The 15,121-nt window shown below is 61.5% G+C and carries 14 protein-coding genes; 10 read left to right on the top strand and 4 right to left on the bottom strand.

The window, feature by feature from the left end:
• Nucleotides 1-139: 139 nt before the first annotated feature.
• The 4 genes from CAF53_RS23835 (at nt 140) to CAF53_RS23820 (ending at nt 5,293) form a co-directional block, all read left to right on the top strand.
• Nucleotides 140-1,051 (top strand): VacJ family lipoprotein, encoded by a 912-nt coding sequence (locus tag CAF53_RS23835; protein ID WP_100239803.1) that lies wholly within the window; start codon nt 140-142, stop codon nt 1,049-1,051.
• A gap of 217 nt (nt 1,052-1,268) precedes the next feature.
• Nucleotides 1,269-1,970, top strand: coding sequence for a sigma-70 family RNA polymerase sigma factor (locus CAF53_RS23830; protein WP_242443607.1), 702 nt, complete (start codon nt 1,269-1,271; stop codon nt 1,968-1,970).
• 61 nt (nt 1,971-2,031) lie between these two features.
• Nucleotides 2,032-2,982 carry a FecR domain-containing protein gene (locus CAF53_RS28410; protein WP_100239801.1) on the top strand — a complete coding sequence of 317 codons (951 nt, stop codon included), beginning with the start codon at nt 2,032-2,034 and terminating at the stop codon, nt 2,980-2,982.
• Nucleotides 2,983-3,334: 352 nt separating this feature from the next.
• Nucleotides 3,335-5,293: a TonB-dependent receptor gene (locus tag CAF53_RS23820; RefSeq protein ID WP_242443606.1), complete on the top strand. Its 1,959-nt coding sequence runs from the start codon at nt 3,335-3,337 to the stop codon at nt 5,291-5,293.
• On the opposite strand, the gene CAF53_RS23815 is transcribed toward CAF53_RS23820, so the two are convergent.
• A complete protein-coding gene (locus CAF53_RS23815; protein WP_100239799.1) occupies nt 5,265-6,344 on the bottom strand; it encodes an endonuclease/exonuclease/phosphatase family protein in 1,080 nt (359 codons plus the stop codon). The two genes, CAF53_RS23820 and CAF53_RS23815, sit on opposite strands and share 29 nt — an antisense overlap.
• A 294-nt stretch (nt 6,345-6,638) precedes the next feature.
• Here CAF53_RS23815 and CAF53_RS23810 point away from each other — a divergent pair, with 294 nt between their 5' ends.
• The 6 genes from CAF53_RS23810 (at nt 6,639) to CAF53_RS23785 (ending at nt 12,637) form a co-directional block, all read left to right on the top strand.
• On the top strand, nt 6,639-7,409 hold the full coding sequence (locus tag CAF53_RS23810) for a polysaccharide deacetylase family protein (RefSeq protein ID WP_100239798.1): 771 nt from the start codon (nt 6,639-6,641) through the stop codon (nt 7,407-7,409).
• Nucleotides 7,410-7,411: 2 nt separating this feature from the next.
• Nucleotides 7,412-8,608 (top strand): glycosyltransferase, encoded by a 1,197-nt coding sequence (locus CAF53_RS23805; RefSeq protein ID WP_242443623.1) that lies wholly within the window; start codon nt 7,412-7,414, stop codon nt 8,606-8,608.
• A complete protein-coding gene (locus CAF53_RS23800; protein WP_242443605.1) occupies nt 8,605-9,567 on the top strand; it encodes a hypothetical protein in 963 nt (320 codons plus the stop codon). The genes CAF53_RS23805 and CAF53_RS23800 overlap by 4 nt, the downstream gene beginning before the upstream one ends.
• A complete protein-coding gene (locus CAF53_RS23795) occupies nt 9,564-10,076 on the top strand; it encodes a DUF2141 domain-containing protein (RefSeq protein ID WP_100239796.1) in 513 nt (170 codons plus the stop codon). Before CAF53_RS23800 ends, CAF53_RS23795 begins: the two co-directional genes overlap by 4 nt.
• A 4-nt stretch (nt 10,077-10,080) precedes the next feature.
• Nucleotides 10,081-11,256, top strand: a complete 1,176-nt coding sequence (locus tag CAF53_RS23790) for a glycosyltransferase (protein WP_100239795.1) — start codon at nt 10,081-10,083, stop codon at nt 11,254-11,256.
• Between the two features lie 226 nt (nt 11,257-11,482).
• Nucleotides 11,483-12,637: an LptF/LptG family permease gene (locus CAF53_RS23785; RefSeq protein ID WP_100239794.1), complete on the top strand. Its 1,155-nt coding sequence runs from the start codon at nt 11,483-11,485 to the stop codon at nt 12,635-12,637.
• 128 nt (nt 12,638-12,765) lie between these two features.
• On the opposite strand, the gene CAF53_RS23780 is transcribed toward CAF53_RS23785, so the two are convergent.
• Genes CAF53_RS23780 through CAF53_RS28405 form a run of 3 tightly spaced genes read right to left on the bottom strand, consistent with a single transcriptional unit; the run spans nt 12,766 to nt 15,110 of the window.
• Nucleotides 12,766-13,500, bottom strand: coding sequence for an energy transducer TonB (locus tag CAF53_RS23780; protein WP_100239793.1), 735 nt, complete (start codon nt 13,498-13,500; stop codon nt 12,766-12,768).
• A gap of 4 nt (nt 13,501-13,504) precedes the next feature.
• On the bottom strand, nt 13,505-13,930 hold the full coding sequence (locus tag CAF53_RS23775) for a hypothetical protein (RefSeq protein ID WP_100239792.1): 426 nt from the start codon (nt 13,928-13,930) through the stop codon (nt 13,505-13,507).
• A 7-nt stretch (nt 13,931-13,937) separates the two neighbouring features.
• Nucleotides 13,938-15,110: a TonB-dependent receptor gene (locus tag CAF53_RS28405; protein ID WP_277949221.1), complete on the bottom strand. Its 1,173-nt coding sequence runs from the start codon at nt 15,108-15,110 to the stop codon at nt 13,938-13,940.
• Nucleotides 15,111-15,121 lie beyond the last annotated feature (11 nt).

Here is a 15,121-nt window from a genome sequence, read left to right as displayed (position 1 = left end):
TCTAAGAGGCTGACAGGTTTCAGCGTCGCGTTGTCCCTTGGGTCAGCCTTCGAGCCGGACCGTCGCCGATAAGCCTTCGGCGTCATGGGCGCGGATATCTCACCGTCCCTAGGCCGTAAAAAGTGGACCCTTCAAACTCATGATTCCGCTGCTCGCTGTGACGCTCTTGGCCGTTTACCCACCGGACCCTGCTCCTCCGACCGACACGCCGACCCTGCCCGCCCAAGTCGACGAGGCAGAGTCGACGAAGCCGCGAGGCGACGATACGCCGCCACAAACACCTCTACCGGTCGAATCGGCACCAATCGCCGCTTCGCCCTCGTCGGCCCCAGCGCCGATCGCAACCACTGCACTTCCGAACGACAGCGGGACGAGCCAAGGTGACATCGTGGTGACCGCTCGGCCGCGAGGCGATCCACTACAGCATCTCAACGCCGAATCCTTCGCCGTAACGCAAGCCGTTGATGATGCGATCATCGGTCCTGCAGCGCACACCTATGAGCATGTCGTGCCCAAGCCGGTGCGCGGAGGTTTGCGGAACATTTTCTACAATCTTCATGAGCCGACAGTTTTATTGAACTACCTTGTCCAACTTAAGCCAGGCAAAGCGGTCGAGACGTTAGGCAGATTTGTGGTCAACACGACGATTGGAGTCGTCGGAATAATGGACGTTGCCAAAAATCGGCCATTTAACCTGCCGCGTCGGCCCAACAGTTTTGCCAACTCCCTGGGCTACTATGGCGTGAAGCCTGGACCGTTCTTGTTCCTTCCGCTGATTGGGCCGACTACGATTCGGGATCTATTTGGTGGTGGCGTAGATCGGCTGCTCGTGCCTTCATTGGCCGGTGGTCAGATCGGAGGTATTACGTATGTGGCGACAACGGGAAGTCTGAAGCTGCTAGATCGTCGGCTGCGACTCGATAATACCCTGCAGACTGTTCGGAAAGGACCAGGCGATCCCTACGCGACGCGACGCGCCCTGTATCTGGCAACACGCCAGGCCGAGATTGATAACCTGCACTCCCGACGAGACGAAAACGTGGCCAGGTAACAACGGCCATTTGTAGACAGGTCGGGGCAGGATCGCCTTAGAGCGGTTCACGCCTGCCACCTCTCACAATCTTGCGGTGCCAGCGCAGTTCCGGCCGCCGGACGAATTCAAGGGTCACGCCTGGAATCAGTCGCTTCACGCCTGAATGGCCTTCCGCTCGATCTGATCAAGGCAATCGCCGCCGAGCATCGGGCACAAGACCGGTTTGCAGCCCCGCGTGTGGTTCAATACGTCCGCCCTTCACGACAACCCTTACAATAGCCCCCACAGGTGGGCCGCGGACGGGCGTCGCGCGTCAGGAACAGCCGAACCGGATGCGCGCAACATGAGGGTCAATGCGTTTCCGGTGACGCAACTGGTTGTCGCTCGCTGTGCATTCACTAGAAGGCGAGTTGTGCGACCCGATAGCTCTCAAGGCCTCGAAGCCCTGTATCGCCTACACCGCGCAGAATTGCTGCGCATGCTGATCGCGCGCATCGGAGATTCGGGTGAGGCCGAAGAAATTCTTCAGGAAATGTGGATCAGGCTGCGCCACGCCTCAACGTCGCCGATCGCCAATGGCCGGGCCTATCTTTTCCGCATGGCACAGAATCTCGTGATCGACCGGCTTCGGGAAAGGCAGCGCCGGATGCGCCGAGAACGGGTTTGGCTCGACGATCTCTCTGGTGCTGGAGGCGGAAGCGAACGGGCTGATGCCGGGCCAAACGCGGAAGAGGCCATGCTCGATCGTGAGGAGACGGCCCGGCTGGCTTCCGCTCTGGAGACGCTGCCCGACGGAGCGCGCCGGGCATTTGAGCTTCACAAGGTCGAGGGGCTGAGCCATGCGGAGGTCGCAATGCGCCTGGGCATTTCCAAGAGCGGCGTCGAAAAACATATGGCGGTGGCCATGAAGTATCTTCGCCGCGCGTTGTTGGACTGAGGTGGAAGGCCATGCGTGACGTCGATCGACGAATTATGACCTTCCAAGAAAGCCCATCGCCATGACGGCGCGGTCGGAGATCGACGAACGGCTGCTGGATGAAGCGCTGGCGTGGCACCATGCCCTCAAGCACGATGATGCGGACTGGGATGCTTATACACGCTGGCTGGATGCAGATCCGCTGCATGGCAAAGCCTTCGACGAGGTCACGCTCACGGACCGGATCGTGGATGAGCGCATCGACGATCTCAAGATCCTGCGCGCAGCGCCGGGCCCTGAGCGCGTCGATTCCCATATGATATCGCGTCGCAGATGGCTTTATGGATCGGTCGCGGCCGCGCTGGCACTCGCGGTCGGCATTCCTATGTTCTGGTCTCAGCATCAGGACGTCGTCTATGCGACCGCGCGCGGCGAGACGAAGCATATCGCTCTCTCCCAGGGAATTTCGGTCGACCTTTCCCCCTCCAGCCGGCTCGTCGTGAATGGCGGCGATCCGACGAACCTCGAACTGGCACAAGGCGATGTCTTTTTCGCCGTAGATCATGATCCAAATCGCGTCCTCTCGATCAAGGCCGGCGAATATGCCATCAGAGATATCGGAACGGCATTTGGTCTCAACCTTTCCCCCGAGGCGGTTGCCGTCGCGGTGGCTGAAGGCCATGTCTCTGTCGCTTCCGAAAGCGGCAAAGCCACCCGCGTGTCGGCGGGCCAGCAACTGATCGCGCAACGGGGCAATCATTCCGCGCAGGTAAGCCCGGTCCTGGTCGGGGATGTCGGGAGCTGGCGACAAGGCCGGCTCGTCTATAACGACGCGCCCCTCAGTATCATCGCCGCCGACATTGCACGCTATTCTGGCAAAACGATCGCGGTGGATCCCGCTATCAGCAATCGACCTTTTTCGGGGGTATTGGCCATTGGGGACGGCTCTAAACTATTGGCCAATTTGTCGGATCTCATGGCGCTTTCCTACGAAGAGCAAGGCAATAGCGTTCGCATCAGCGCTGCTCGCTGAGGCAGTCTTCGTATCCTCGCCGGCCGCCGCAAGAGACATCCAATACCGGCTGGATATTCCCGCAGGCCCAATTAGCAGCTCACTGTCGGCCTTGTCCCAGGCGACGGGCGTTTCCGTTGGCCTTTCAGGTGAGCTGCCGCAGTTTCGCGCGCCGGCACTGCGCGGGTCGATGAGCATCGCCAAAGCACTGAGCCGATTGCTGTCCGGAAGCGGTTGGAGAGCCGTACGCGTAGGCCCAACGGCCTATCGGATCGAACGCGAGCCGCAGCCTTCACGAGCAGCGCGATCTCGCCGAGTTCAGCCGCCCGCCGCGCCGATCACGCACTCCCCACAGCCTGTCGGCGACATTATCGTGACCGGCCAGAAACGCCCGCAGCTTCTCCAGGACGTAGCCATGTCGGTCTCGATCGTGCCGCTAGAGAATGACGTCACCGGCCGACTGTCCGCTGGAAGCCGTGATCTTGCGCTTTCAGTCGAGGGGCTAGCCGTTACGAACCTTGGTCCCGGACGCAACCGGCAGTTCATTCGCGGCGTGGCCGACAGTCCTTTCAACGGCCCCAGCCAGTCGACGGTTGCCGTCCAGCTCGATGAGGCGCGTGTGACCTTCGACGCGCCCGACCCAGATGTGCGCCTGGTCGATATGGAACGGGTAGAAGTCCTCAAGGGACCGCAAGGCCCTCTCTATGGCTCGGGCGCGCTCGGCGGCATCTATCATATGGTTACACGCAAGCCCGATCTATCTCAGATCAGCGGTAACTTCCGGCTGATCGGGGAAGCTGTCGAGCATGGCGGTCTGGGCGGCGGGAGCGAGGCCGTCCTGAACTTCCCGCTCGTCACCGACAGTCTGGCGGTCCGCGGCGTCGGCTATTTGACGCGTTCGGGCGGCTATATAGACAATCTCGGGCGCAATCGGGACGCGAACAAAACGAAGACCACTGGCGCTCGCTTGGCCTTACGTTGGAAGCCCGTTATCGACTGGTCTATAGACGTGTCCGGCATTCTTCAGGACATGAATTCCCGCGACAGCCAATATGTGACCGCCTCCGACGACGCGGTGCGCCGCGAGGCGCGCATTGCCGAGCCGACGGACAATGACTTCAAATCGGTGGCGGCAACGGTTCAAGGACGGATCGGCGAGCTCAATCTGCTCGCGACCACGAGCTACATCGACCATGGGGTCGACTACACGCTGGACTCAACCGATGCGTCGGCCAAGTTCGGATTCTCAGGACGGTCGATCTATCTGGACGATCGCAAATATACGATCATCAATCATGAGCTTCGTGTGTCCCCGGCCGGTTCATCGACCTGGCTTGCGGGCCTATCCTATATGCGCACGCGCAGCCATAACCAGGGGATCATGAGTTCGGGGAACAACGCGCAGACCGTCGAATCGCTGGACCGCAAGATCACGGAATTTGCCGTCTTCGGCGAAGTCACCATCCCGCTCGTCGATCGCATCAAGGCGATTGCGGGTGCCCGTCTATTCCGATCGATTGCGGAAGACGAGGCTCTCGAGCAGTCCGGCAGCTCATCCGACCGGGTGTCCAAAACAATCCTGTCTCCAAGCCTCGCTGTGGCGTGGACGCCCAGCGAACGCAGCATCGTCTATCTGCGCTTCGCCAGTGCTCTGCGGCCCGGAGGCCTGGCACCTACCGGTCAGGCCGCGTCCCGCCGGTTTGATTCAGACGAACTCGGCACCTTCGATCTCGGCCTCCGTCACACATTCGCGGGAGATGCCCTTTCCGTCAGCGCCAGCCTGTTTTACACCGATTGGAGCCATATCCAGTCGGACTATTTGTTACCAAACGGACTCGTCTCGACGCGTAATGCGGGCCGGGGTCGCATCTATGGCATCGAGGCCAGCGCGGATTGGCGTCCGTTTCACGGGTTCCAGCTTTCGGCCGGGTCCAGCTATCTCAATGCCAGGCTGGTCAGCACAGAAGCCGGACTCGAGATCGACGACCGCCGGCTGCCCATCACGCCCGAGTTAACAGGCCGGCTGACCGCACAGTATAATTTCACGCTGGGTAGCTGGGCAACGAGCGTCTCGGCGCAAGCCAATTATATCGGTCGGTCGCGTCTAACCTTCGATGAGAATCTCGACCGCGAGATGGGAGACTATACCATCTCCTCCATAGCGGCCTTCTTCACCCGGAACCGGCTGACCATCGGGGCGCGGATCGACAATATGTTCGACGTGAGGGGCGACAGCTTCGCCTTCGGCAATCCGTTCTCGATCATGGAAGCGCCGCAATATACGCCGCTGCGCCCCCGAACATTCACGTTTTCCATCTCACGGGCTTGGTAGCTTGCTCTACGTCGCCAGCCGCTGCATTCGGCGCCTCAAGACGGTAGCGCGCCACATAGCCTACATGATCTGACAGCATGCCTCCCGGCCTGTCATGGCCGAAAGGTACATCGATCCCGGTAAGGACCAGCCTGCCCGCCTTCCCATCGGAATAAAATTGCCAGTCGCGCGCGCGCCTGAAGGTATCGGCGGCATCGCTGGAGAGGATACCCCCCTGCCTCTGGAATTGACCTAATGCGTCCCGGACAGGCTCATTCTGCACCCATTTGGTTCTCACATCGGCCAGGAGGAATTCGCGGCGCGGAGCCGCCGATCCGACGTTAAAGTCGCCCGCCGCGATCAACGGAAGGCGCAAGTCATGATTATCGCGAATGAATTCGCTCAGCACCCCCACCTGGCGACGATAGGCATAGATGGTGCGAAAATCTCCAACGCGCGAGGCCCTGCGGCTGTTGAGATGGGTCGTCAGCACATCGATGGGCGTCGCAGCGCCGGGAATGTCGAGCCTTGCAAGCAGTGCACCCTTGTTAGCCAGGCAATCGAAGCCCGCACAGGCGAAGGACGGAAAGGCGATTCTACTGACGGCCCGGATCGGATAGTCGGACAGGATCTGCAAGCCGCTACCGACGTATTTCCCGGCCGTCTCTCCCTTGAACCAGCGGGCGCCGGACGCATAGGCACGGTCCTCATGCGTCATCGACGTGGAACCCGCGTCATCAGCCTCGGGACCCGAGACGACATAGCGGTAGCCCGCCTCAACACCGATCGACCGAGCCTCGTCCGTGAAGGCTTCCTGCAGGACGACAACTTGCGGAGCTCGCCCCGAACTTCGCAATGCGCGCAATCTTGACGCGATCTGTTCAAGCGCACTACCGCGCCCAAGCGCGACCGGCCACGGCAGGCCTTTCACATTATAGGTAAGGACCGACAGCGTCCCATCGAAACGCGGCGTAGCCGACGGCGCGGGCAGAACATCTAGCGGGTGTGGGTGTCTGGCCCCGAGCAGGGCCAACACCGATACGATGATGCCGATCTTCCAGAACCTGTTCATCGATCCAACCGAACAATTCGAAGTCTCGCTGCGACGACACGATCGGCGCACAACCGCAGTCGGCAGTGAACACCTTTTAATTTCTACCGGCCGACTGAGGTTGCCTCATCCGACAGCGTCTTCAATCCACTCGGGAAGCGGAGGCGGATTTGAAGACAGGATATCTGGAGAGCGCGACTTTCCTGCCATCCCTCGTAGCCACGCATCGGCGTCCAGCCGATTCCGGGTGCAGCGCCCGCGGCCGCCACTCCGCCGATCGCCGGCCAAATCTATCCGGCGGGATCCCGCGATAGAATGTCGATCCCAACACCACGTGAGCGGCACCTGCTGCTCAGCATCCACGATGTCAGCCCGCGCTTCGAAAGTGCGGTTGATCGGCTGCAAAGTCACCTTTGTCGCCATGCGCCGGAAGACAGGATCGCCCTTCTCGTCGTGCCAAACTACTGGGGCGAGACTCCGATCACGGCCGGCTCCCCCTTCGCCACCCGCCTGAGAGCCTGGGCGGAGCGTGGCACTGAGATATTCCTGCACGGATGGTTCCATCGCGATTTGAGCGGGCACCGCACGAGCGCTGCCCGCTTCAAGGCCAGCTACATGACAGCCGGAGAAGGGGAATTTCTCGGCCTGGACCGCGCGGGCGCCGTCAAGCTCATGCTCGACGGTAGGGCACTCCTTGAGGACATCACGGGTCGCGATGTGGCAGGCTTCATCGCCCCGGCATGGCTCTATGGACCCGGCGCCCTTGAAGCGCTTGCGGATTGTCGTTTCGCGCTGGCCGAAGATCACTGGAAGGTGTGGCACCCAGTCACGGGACGCATATTGTCCAGAAGCCCTGTGCTGACTTGGGCAAGCCGCAGTCCGAGCCGGATCGCGTCATCGCTATTTGTGGCTCGAGCGTTGCCGCCACTTCTGCGGCGCTTATCCGTCGCGCGCATCGGTGTGCATCCTGGGGACACGGGCGTACCGGCACTGATGGCAAGCATCGATCGCACCATTGCGAATGTCAGAAAGTCCCATAGCCCGGCACACTATCGCGACCTGCTCGGAACGGAGCAAACCGCTTGAGGGTGCTGACATTCCTTCACAGCTTCGAACCCGGGGGCGTCGAGCGCATCGCGCTGCGACTGGTCCGGCAATGGCGTGCATTGGGGGTGGACGCGCCCCTGTTCCTCGGCAGGACCGATGGCGAAATGGGCCATGATGTTGGCGCGGGCATAGAGTTCATCACGCCGCCCGTTCCCCGCCCGCGAACGGCGAGGTGGGAGACGATCTGGATGATCAGGACGCTCCCGCGCGTAATCCGTGAGCTGCGTCCGGATGTCTTGTTCTGCGCTGGAAACACCTATGCGGTCATCGCCGTTGCCATGAGGCTCCTGCTCGGCCGCCGCTGTCCCCCGATATTGGCAAAGGTCAGCAACGACCTCGATCGATACGACAAGCCGTGGTGGCAGCGGACGCTGTATCGCCTCTGGCTCAGAGTTCAGGGCCGATTCCTTGATCATCTCGTCGGCATGGAAGGTCCAATGGCGGACGAGATACAAGAACGGCTCAGCGTGCCACCCAACAGGATCACCATCATCCCTGATCCCGCGCTGTCCATGTCGCTGATCGACAGGCTGAGGGCAAACCCGAGAATCGATCGCACTGTCCATGCCGGCGGGCGCTTTGTCGCCGTCGGCAGGCTCGCGCCGCAGAAGAACATCGCCCTGATGCTTCGCGCGTTTGCTCGCGGTGCCTGCGAAGACGATGTCCTGACGGTGATTGGGGACGGTCCAGAGCGGCCGAAACTCGAAACTCTGGCAAAGCGCCTGGGCCTGGACGGTCGCGTGATTTTCTCGGGCTATGTCGCGGAGCCGGCGACGATCCTGCCGGAGTTCGACATCCTGCTCCTGTCGTCGAACTATGAAGGCGTGCCCGCGGTCGTGCTCGAGGCGCTTGCGGCTGGCCTTTCGATTATCGCTACCGACTGCAGCCGCAGCATGGCGACACTACTGCAGGATGGCCTGCTGGGTGAATTGGTCCCGGTCGGCGATGAACATATGCTGGCAGCAGCGATCGCGCGCGCTCATCCCGCGACTCAGAATCAACGCTTGAGTCTGGCGCAGGCCGATCGCTTCACATTGGAACGTGCATCCGAGGCCTATCTGGCGGCGATGGCCATGCTTCATCGCCACAGAGACGAGGCAGAAGCCTTAGCGATCCGAACTGAGGTGTCGCCCAGCCCACGCCGTCAGCGTGCGCAGGTTGGAGATCCTTGTTCATGATCAGCACCGTTTCAATGGGCAATACCGCTCAAGCATCACTGGAAAAGATCGAAGCCGTAGCGACCATCGGTCATGTCATCGATCCTGCTCCACTGGTGGAGAAAGGCAGGAACTGGACGAAATGGGCCGGACCGCTCATTTCTTTCCTTATCCTTGTCGCGGTAAGCTACCAACTCCGGCAAATCGACTATCGCAGTCTATTTACACTTCTGCCGTCAAATCCCCTTTTTTGGGGAACGTTCATAGCCTCCTATCTCGTCGGCCCAGCAAGCGAGTGGATCATCTTCCGCCGCCTGTGGTCGCTGCCGGCCGAAGGGTTTGCCGCACTCCTGCGTAAGCTCGTCAGCAATGAGATTCTCCTCGGGTATCTGGGCGAGGTCTATTTCTACACCTGGGCGCGGCGGAACGCGCACGTCAGCGCCGCCCCCTTCGGCGCAATCAAGGATGTGGCAATCTTGAGCGCACTTACGGGCAACGTGTTCACCTTGCTGATGGTGATCATGTCGGCGCCGTTCCTGGGAGCGCTTCACCTCGGGATCGACAGCACCGCCTTTGTCGCTTCGGCACTCTTCATCCTCGGCTCGTCGATCGGGGCCCTCCTGCTGCGCAAGCGCCTGTTCACCCTGCCTCGTCGTGAACTTTGGTTTGTAGCCGGCACGCATGTTGCGCGGATCATAATTTCGGCGCTTCTGGCGGCGATCATGTGGCATCTCTTGCTGCCCGCAGTCGCCCTGAGCTGGTGGCTGCTCCTGGCGACCGCGCGCCAGCTTCTGTCGCGGCTGCCGTTTCTGCCCAACAAAGACGTCGTTTTCGCTGGTCTTGCGGTCTTTATGGTTGGGTCAGACCAACAGATCGTCGCCGCCATGACCCTGATGGCCAGCCTGATCCTGGGCGCGCATCTGCTGGTCGGCGGCAGTCTCGGCATGTCCGCCCTGCTCGACGAAAGCCGTATGCGATGATCACGATGGGGCCACTCCTGTTCCTCGTCGGCGCCCAGTTGCCGTCTACACCGGATCTCGGCAAAGCCGAGGGACAATGCCGGCCGGGCGAGGCGGGATCCTCTCTGCTGGTCGAGGTCATCGGCCTCAAGGATCGACGCGGCAGATTGAAACTTGAACTATACCCGGCCAATGATCGCGACTTCCTTCAGGATGACAACATCCTGCTGAGCGCCGGAAAGACATTTAGACGCGTCGAAGTCGATGTGCCGCGTACAGGCCCGGTCGAACTCTGCATCCGCGCACCGTCCGCTGGAACATTCGCGCTCAGCCTGCTGCACGACCGCGACGCAAACCGAAAATTCGGCCTCTCCGTCGACGGCATCGGCTTCAGCGGCAACCCGAAGCTTGGATGGTCCAAGCCAAACGCTGCGTCCGCGAGCGTACACGTCGGCGATGGGCCCACGCGCGTGCGCATCATCGTCAACTACCGCAAGGGGCTGTTCTCCTTCGGCCCCATCGAAAGGTAGACCCATGCGGATCGTCGATGTTTGCGCCTTCTATGCTCCGCAAGGTGGCGGCGTGAAAACCTATGTCGAGCGCAAGCTGCAAGTCGCGCGTCCAGGACGCGAAGAGGTGATCGTCGTCGCGCCGGGGGAACATGACAGCACCATCCAGCGCACCGCCGGCGGGTGCATCATGACGCTCGCCGCTCCGCGCTTCCCGCTCGACCGCCGCTATCGCTATTTCGCCGACGAGCTTGCACTCCATGCGCTGCTTGATCGTCTCGCTCCCGACGTGGTGGAGGCGTCGTCGCCTTGGGCTAGCCCGGCGATGGTGGCCCGTTGGCAAGGTCCCGCGTTGCGCTCGCTGGTCATGCATGCCGATCCACTCTCCGCCTATGCCTATCGCTGGTTCGGTACGCTCGCATCGCGGGACAAAATCGATCGCGGTTTCGACTGGTACTGGCGTCATTTGCGGCGGCTAGACCATCAGTTCGACATGGTCGTGAGCGCCAGCGACAGCCTCTCTGCACGACTGAGCGCGGGCGGACTCAACAAGGTGAGGACAATCCCTATGGGCGTTGCGCCCGGACTGTTCTCGCCCGCGCTAAGAAATGCGGAACTCCGGGCGCGACTTCTTGCACGGTGCGACCTGCCGGAGGATGCGACGCTTCTCCTGGGCCTCGGACGCCTCGCCGCCGAGAAGCGCTGGCCGATGGTCATCGAGGCCATCACGGCGATAGGCTACGACCACCCTGTCGGCCTCGTTCTACTCGGAAATGGGCGGCAGAAAGCGGCTGTCGTCCGCGCGGCCGCGAACAATCCCCATGTTCATCTCGCCGCCCCGATAACCGACCGGCGGGAAGTCGCTGCCGTGCTGGCGAGCGCCGATGCACTTGTCCACGGCTGCGAAGCCGAAACCTTCTGCATGGTTGCCGCCGAGGCAAAAGCCAGCGGCCTTCCCCTCATCGTTCCCGACGAAGGCGGGGCGGCCGATCAATTCGTGCCAGGCCAGGGGGAGATGTATGAAGCAAGGTCGGCATGGGGCCTGGCCAACGCCATTCGCCGATTTGTTGCGGCCGGACCGGCCCTCCATCGACAGCGCGCAAGCCTGACGGCGTGCGATGTGCAAAGCATGGACGATCATTTCCAGCGATTGTTCGAAACTTACTCGCTCAGTAAGTGCAGAATCGCCGATGCGGCCTGAGTCTCTTACGCCGCCGCCAGATGCACATTTAGTTCCGGTCGCCGGGACTGCGTCCAGGCGGACCGCTCGAACCCGAAGAGAAGCGCGGCTGCTGGCGATCAATCGCGCCCCACGCGCCGATTTTCGGGACCAGTGCGGGCTGAAGTGGCAGTTCAGTTGCTCAGGCTGGCCTTTGATCGTCCGGTTCCTTTGGTGGGCGACACGTCACAGTCAGCGTTGACCGCAGATGTTGATCGACCGGTACCTTCTCCAGCGGATTCTGCTACGATTTGCCTCCATTCTGGTGTGCATTGTCGCAATCCTGCTTCTGGAAAATATCGGGCGCCTTTTGAACTTCCTTGAGCATGTGCGGAAGCCACTGCAGGTCCTTGCGCGATTTTCCTTCTATCTGCTGCCCGAATATCTCGGAATTGGAATCCTCCTGGCTCTCTTCCTGTCGATCGCACTTACCCTTCGGTCGCTGGCGCTGCGCGGGGAGTGGCAAATTTTCGCGGCAGCTGGCATATCCCCGGCGCGACTATCTATGGTGCCCCTCCTCATCGGCCTGTTCTGCGCCACGGCCGAGATCGGCATCCACTTCCATTTCCGCCCGGCCGGCGAATATGAGCTGGACAGCCTCATCTCGGACATACGCCGTGGGCTTTATGGCCTCGGCGGGAATGTTCGCGAGTTCGTCCGGCTCGACAATGATACGATCATGACGGCAGACAGCTTCGACCACTCCACGCACAAGCTGATCAACGTCTTCATCGTTCGAAAGAACACGGTGTTAGCCGCCGGGCAGGCCGAAGCGTCCTTCGACGATGCCGGAAACCTCAATCTCCTGCTCGAGAATGGCCAGAGTCTCGCACCGCGCTCCGAGGGCGGCTTTTTTAGCATGAACTTCGCGCGGCTGAGGATCAATCTAGTACGCGAGGATCGCAACGCCCAGCGCCGTGTTACAACCGCGCTCGATCGGTTATCCTACACGGAATTGATCCCGCGAATTCAATCCGAACGTGCCACCGGCACGGGAGCGAGAGCCGCGCTTTCGTCCCTTGCCTCGCGATGCGCCTATGCCGCATTGTGCCTGTTCCTTCCCTTCCTCGCACTGCTTCTCGGTGCACTGCCGGTGCGGGGAAGTTCGCCCTACGGGATCGGCGTCGGAATCCTGTCAATTGTGGGCTATATCCGCGTTTCTAGCTATGTGGAAACCGCTGCCGCTGACTATCCCTTGGTTGGCTTCGGCACCTTGGTCTGTATCTGCAGCGGGATGGTCGCCCTGGGCTGGCGCGCGGAAAGCCTCAATGGACCGGGCTCTGTCGAAACCTGGTTCGCCCAGCGATTAACTCGTCCAATCAACACGATCACGACGTGGATTTGCGCGCGCTTATCAGGTTGACGAAAAGTCCTGTCCTCACTTCGTGCACCGGAGCAGGCGTGATCGGGTCCCGGTGTCAGGCCTGCCCTTCTAATTTACTATTGGTGCAAAACCAGCGGCGATCAGCATACAGTTTGTTGGCAGAACCCCTAGCGCGCAGCCTTGAGTTCGAAGGGAATACGGACAAGGCCCGTCACCTGGCTCGGTCGACCCTCGATCATCAAAGGAGACCAGCGCCAACGACGCACAGCACTCAGCGCTGCCTTGTCGAGCCGCTCGAAACCGCTGCTTTTTGCGATCGAAATGTCGCTCACGCTACCTTGCTCGTCGACGACGACCAAGAGAACCACGATTCCAGCTTCGCGACGGCGCCGTGATTCCATTGGATAGCGGGGCGACTCAGTCGAGAGCAGCCGCGTGTTTAGGTTGGCCAGCGCCTTTGCTGCGGGTGGCGCCGCCGGTCTGGGCTCGTCTGCCTCGACCGGCGCTGGAAGCGCGGGCTCGGGTTTCGTTGTCGTCTGGACTGTCGTGGGCGCTGCGGGCATCGCAATCAGCGGAGGCGGGACGACCACCAGTTGGGGTTTCGGCGCTTGCTCGACGATCTTTTGCGTCGGAAGCGCCATGGACTGCGGTGGCGGCGGATCGAGCGGCAGGAGGTTGACCACCAGCGGGGGCACCGGACGGCGGCGGACGATGTTCACGTCCAGATATTGCAGCGCGTAGAACCCCGCGACATGGATGGCTGCGATAATGCCGAGCGAGATCCAGCGAAGCTTGCGGCTCGGCTGATACCGCCCCCCAGTCAGCTCGCCCGCTTGCGTATCCCGCGCCTGCCGCACGGCCTCGCGGTGTGACTTCCCTTGACCAAATTCGCTGACCTTCACACCCTCACCCACGCATTGTCTCGGGCGCAGCGCAGTAGAGTCCGGTCCGAACACGCACGAGAAGTCCTCGCTTGAACATCAGGCGGGGGCTGCCGCGAAACTCCGAACCCGGCGAGATCGCCGCGTGGGCGAGATGGATGCCCTGACCGTCCAAATGGCGCGCGCGGGCAAGCGCAGGCCGGCGGATCGCCTTGCCGATACTCAGAAGCACATCAGGGTTCTCGCTGCAGCCGAGCAGGCACAGCTCATGGCGGCTTGCATAGGCACCGTCCGGCGGCCCCGGATGGAAGCCGAGGTTGGCAGCTGCTGTGCGAAGCCCATCGAAATGCGCCACCAGATCGGCGGACCCGGTCGCCGGATCGGCCCCCCGGAGGAGGCCGATCACATAGAGTTCGCGTGATGTGAGCCGCGCAAGGCCGAACACGCGCATGACAACATCAGAATCGGGCGTTGACACCGACCCGGAACGCCGTCGGCGACCCGGGCGTGATATTGGTGTTGCTGTTCGAGAACAGAAAATATCGCTCGTTGAAGATGTTCTCGACGTTGAGCTGGAAATCGAGCTGCGGAGACAAGCGATAGTAGATCGCGCCATTGACCCGGGTGTAGCTCGGCATCGAGACGAGATTGTCCGTTGCAGCGAAACGACGGCCCTGGTGGATCACGCCAATCGCGGCGCCGAGCGTCTCCGTCGGATCGAACCGCGTCCACAGTGCGGCAGCGTGCTTCGGCACGTTTGCGACGCGATTGCCGCGCAGGACAGTTCCCGACTGCGAGTCCAGGAACTTGGCATCGGAATAGGTATAGGAGGCGATCACGCTGAGTTGATCGGTGATTTCACCCTGCGCGCTCAGCTCGACGCCCTTGGTCCGCTGGCGGCCGATCGGGATCGTCGGCGAGCTGGGATTGTTGGGATCGGAGAGGGCCAGCACATTGCTGCGATCGAGCTGGAACACCGCGACAGAGAGGTTGAATGTGGGCACGATATCCCACTTCGCCCCGATCTCGTAGTTGTCGTATGTTTCAGGCGCGAGGCTCTGATTGGTAAGGTTCAGGCCAGCGAGCTGATCGCCGCCGCGCGGAAGATAGGTCCGCGAGTAAGCGGCGTAGATCGAAGCCTGCTCGACCGGCTTGAAGATCAGGCCCGCACGCGGCGACCACAGATTGTTGGTGACGTCGAACTCGCGCTGCTGGCCGGCCGGGAAACCGACCGTGCGCTGATCGCGGACCTTCGTGTTGAAATGCTCGTAGCGGATGCCAACCACGACGTCGAACATCGGCGAGAGCGCAATCTGATCCTGAATGGAACCCGCTGCGACCTTGGCAACGCTATGATTGTTTGCGCTGCTGGCAGTCTGGCGCCAGAGCACGTCGGGACGTCGGACGCGCGGCGCGACAATTGTAGCGAAGATGGGCGAGACCCCCTGCGCATTCGTCGCTGTCGGGAAGAAACCCTCGTTACGAAAATTATCCGTTTCCTGGCGGCCAAACTCGGCGCCGATCAGCAGCGTGTGCTCGATCGCGCCGGTGGAGAACGTCGCGTTGACGTCAGTCTGGTTGAACAGATTCTTGCGCTGGGTCGCGTTGTCATATCCCTGGATTGCGACGATCGTACCGGAAG

It is taken from the genome of Sphingobium sp. LB126, assembly GCF_002795205.1.
Taxonomy (GTDB): domain Bacteria; phylum Pseudomonadota; class Alphaproteobacteria; order Sphingomonadales; family Sphingomonadaceae; genus Sphingobium; species Sphingobium chungbukense.
The sequence above is the reverse complement of the archived record's forward strand: the minus strand, read 5'-3'. Positions and strand labels throughout refer to the sequence as shown.

Excerpts from the sequence above, each read along its gene's own strand:
- CAF53_RS23835 (WP_100239803.1), top strand. The coding sequence starts at position 140 with ATGATTCCGCTGCTCGCTGTGACGCTCTTGGCCGTTTACCCACCGGAC.
- CAF53_RS28410 (WP_100239801.1), top strand. The coding sequence starts at position 2,032 with ATGACGGCGCGGTCGGAGATCGACGAACGGCTGCTGGATGAAGCGCTG.
- CAF53_RS23815 (WP_100239799.1), bottom strand. The coding sequence starts at position 6,344 with ATGAACAGGTTCTGGAAGATCGGCATCATCGTATCGGTGTTGGCCCTG.
- CAF53_RS23810 (WP_100239798.1), top strand. The coding sequence starts at position 6,639 with ATGTCGATCCCAACACCACGTGAGCGGCACCTGCTGCTCAGCATCCAC.
- CAF53_RS23800 (WP_242443605.1), top strand. The coding sequence starts at position 8,605 with ATGATCAGCACCGTTTCAATGGGCAATACCGCTCAAGCATCACTGGAA.
- CAF53_RS23795 (WP_100239796.1), top strand. The coding sequence starts at position 9,564 with ATGATCACGATGGGGCCACTCCTGTTCCTCGTCGGCGCCCAGTTGCCG.
- CAF53_RS23790 (WP_100239795.1), top strand. The coding sequence starts at position 10,081 with ATGCGGATCGTCGATGTTTGCGCCTTCTATGCTCCGCAAGGTGGCGGC.
- CAF53_RS23785 (WP_100239794.1), top strand. The coding sequence starts at position 11,483 with ATGTTGATCGACCGGTACCTTCTCCAGCGGATTCTGCTACGATTTGCC.
- CAF53_RS23775 (WP_100239792.1), bottom strand. The coding sequence starts at position 13,930 with ATGCGCGTGTTCGGCCTTGCGCGGCTCACATCACGCGAACTCTATGTG.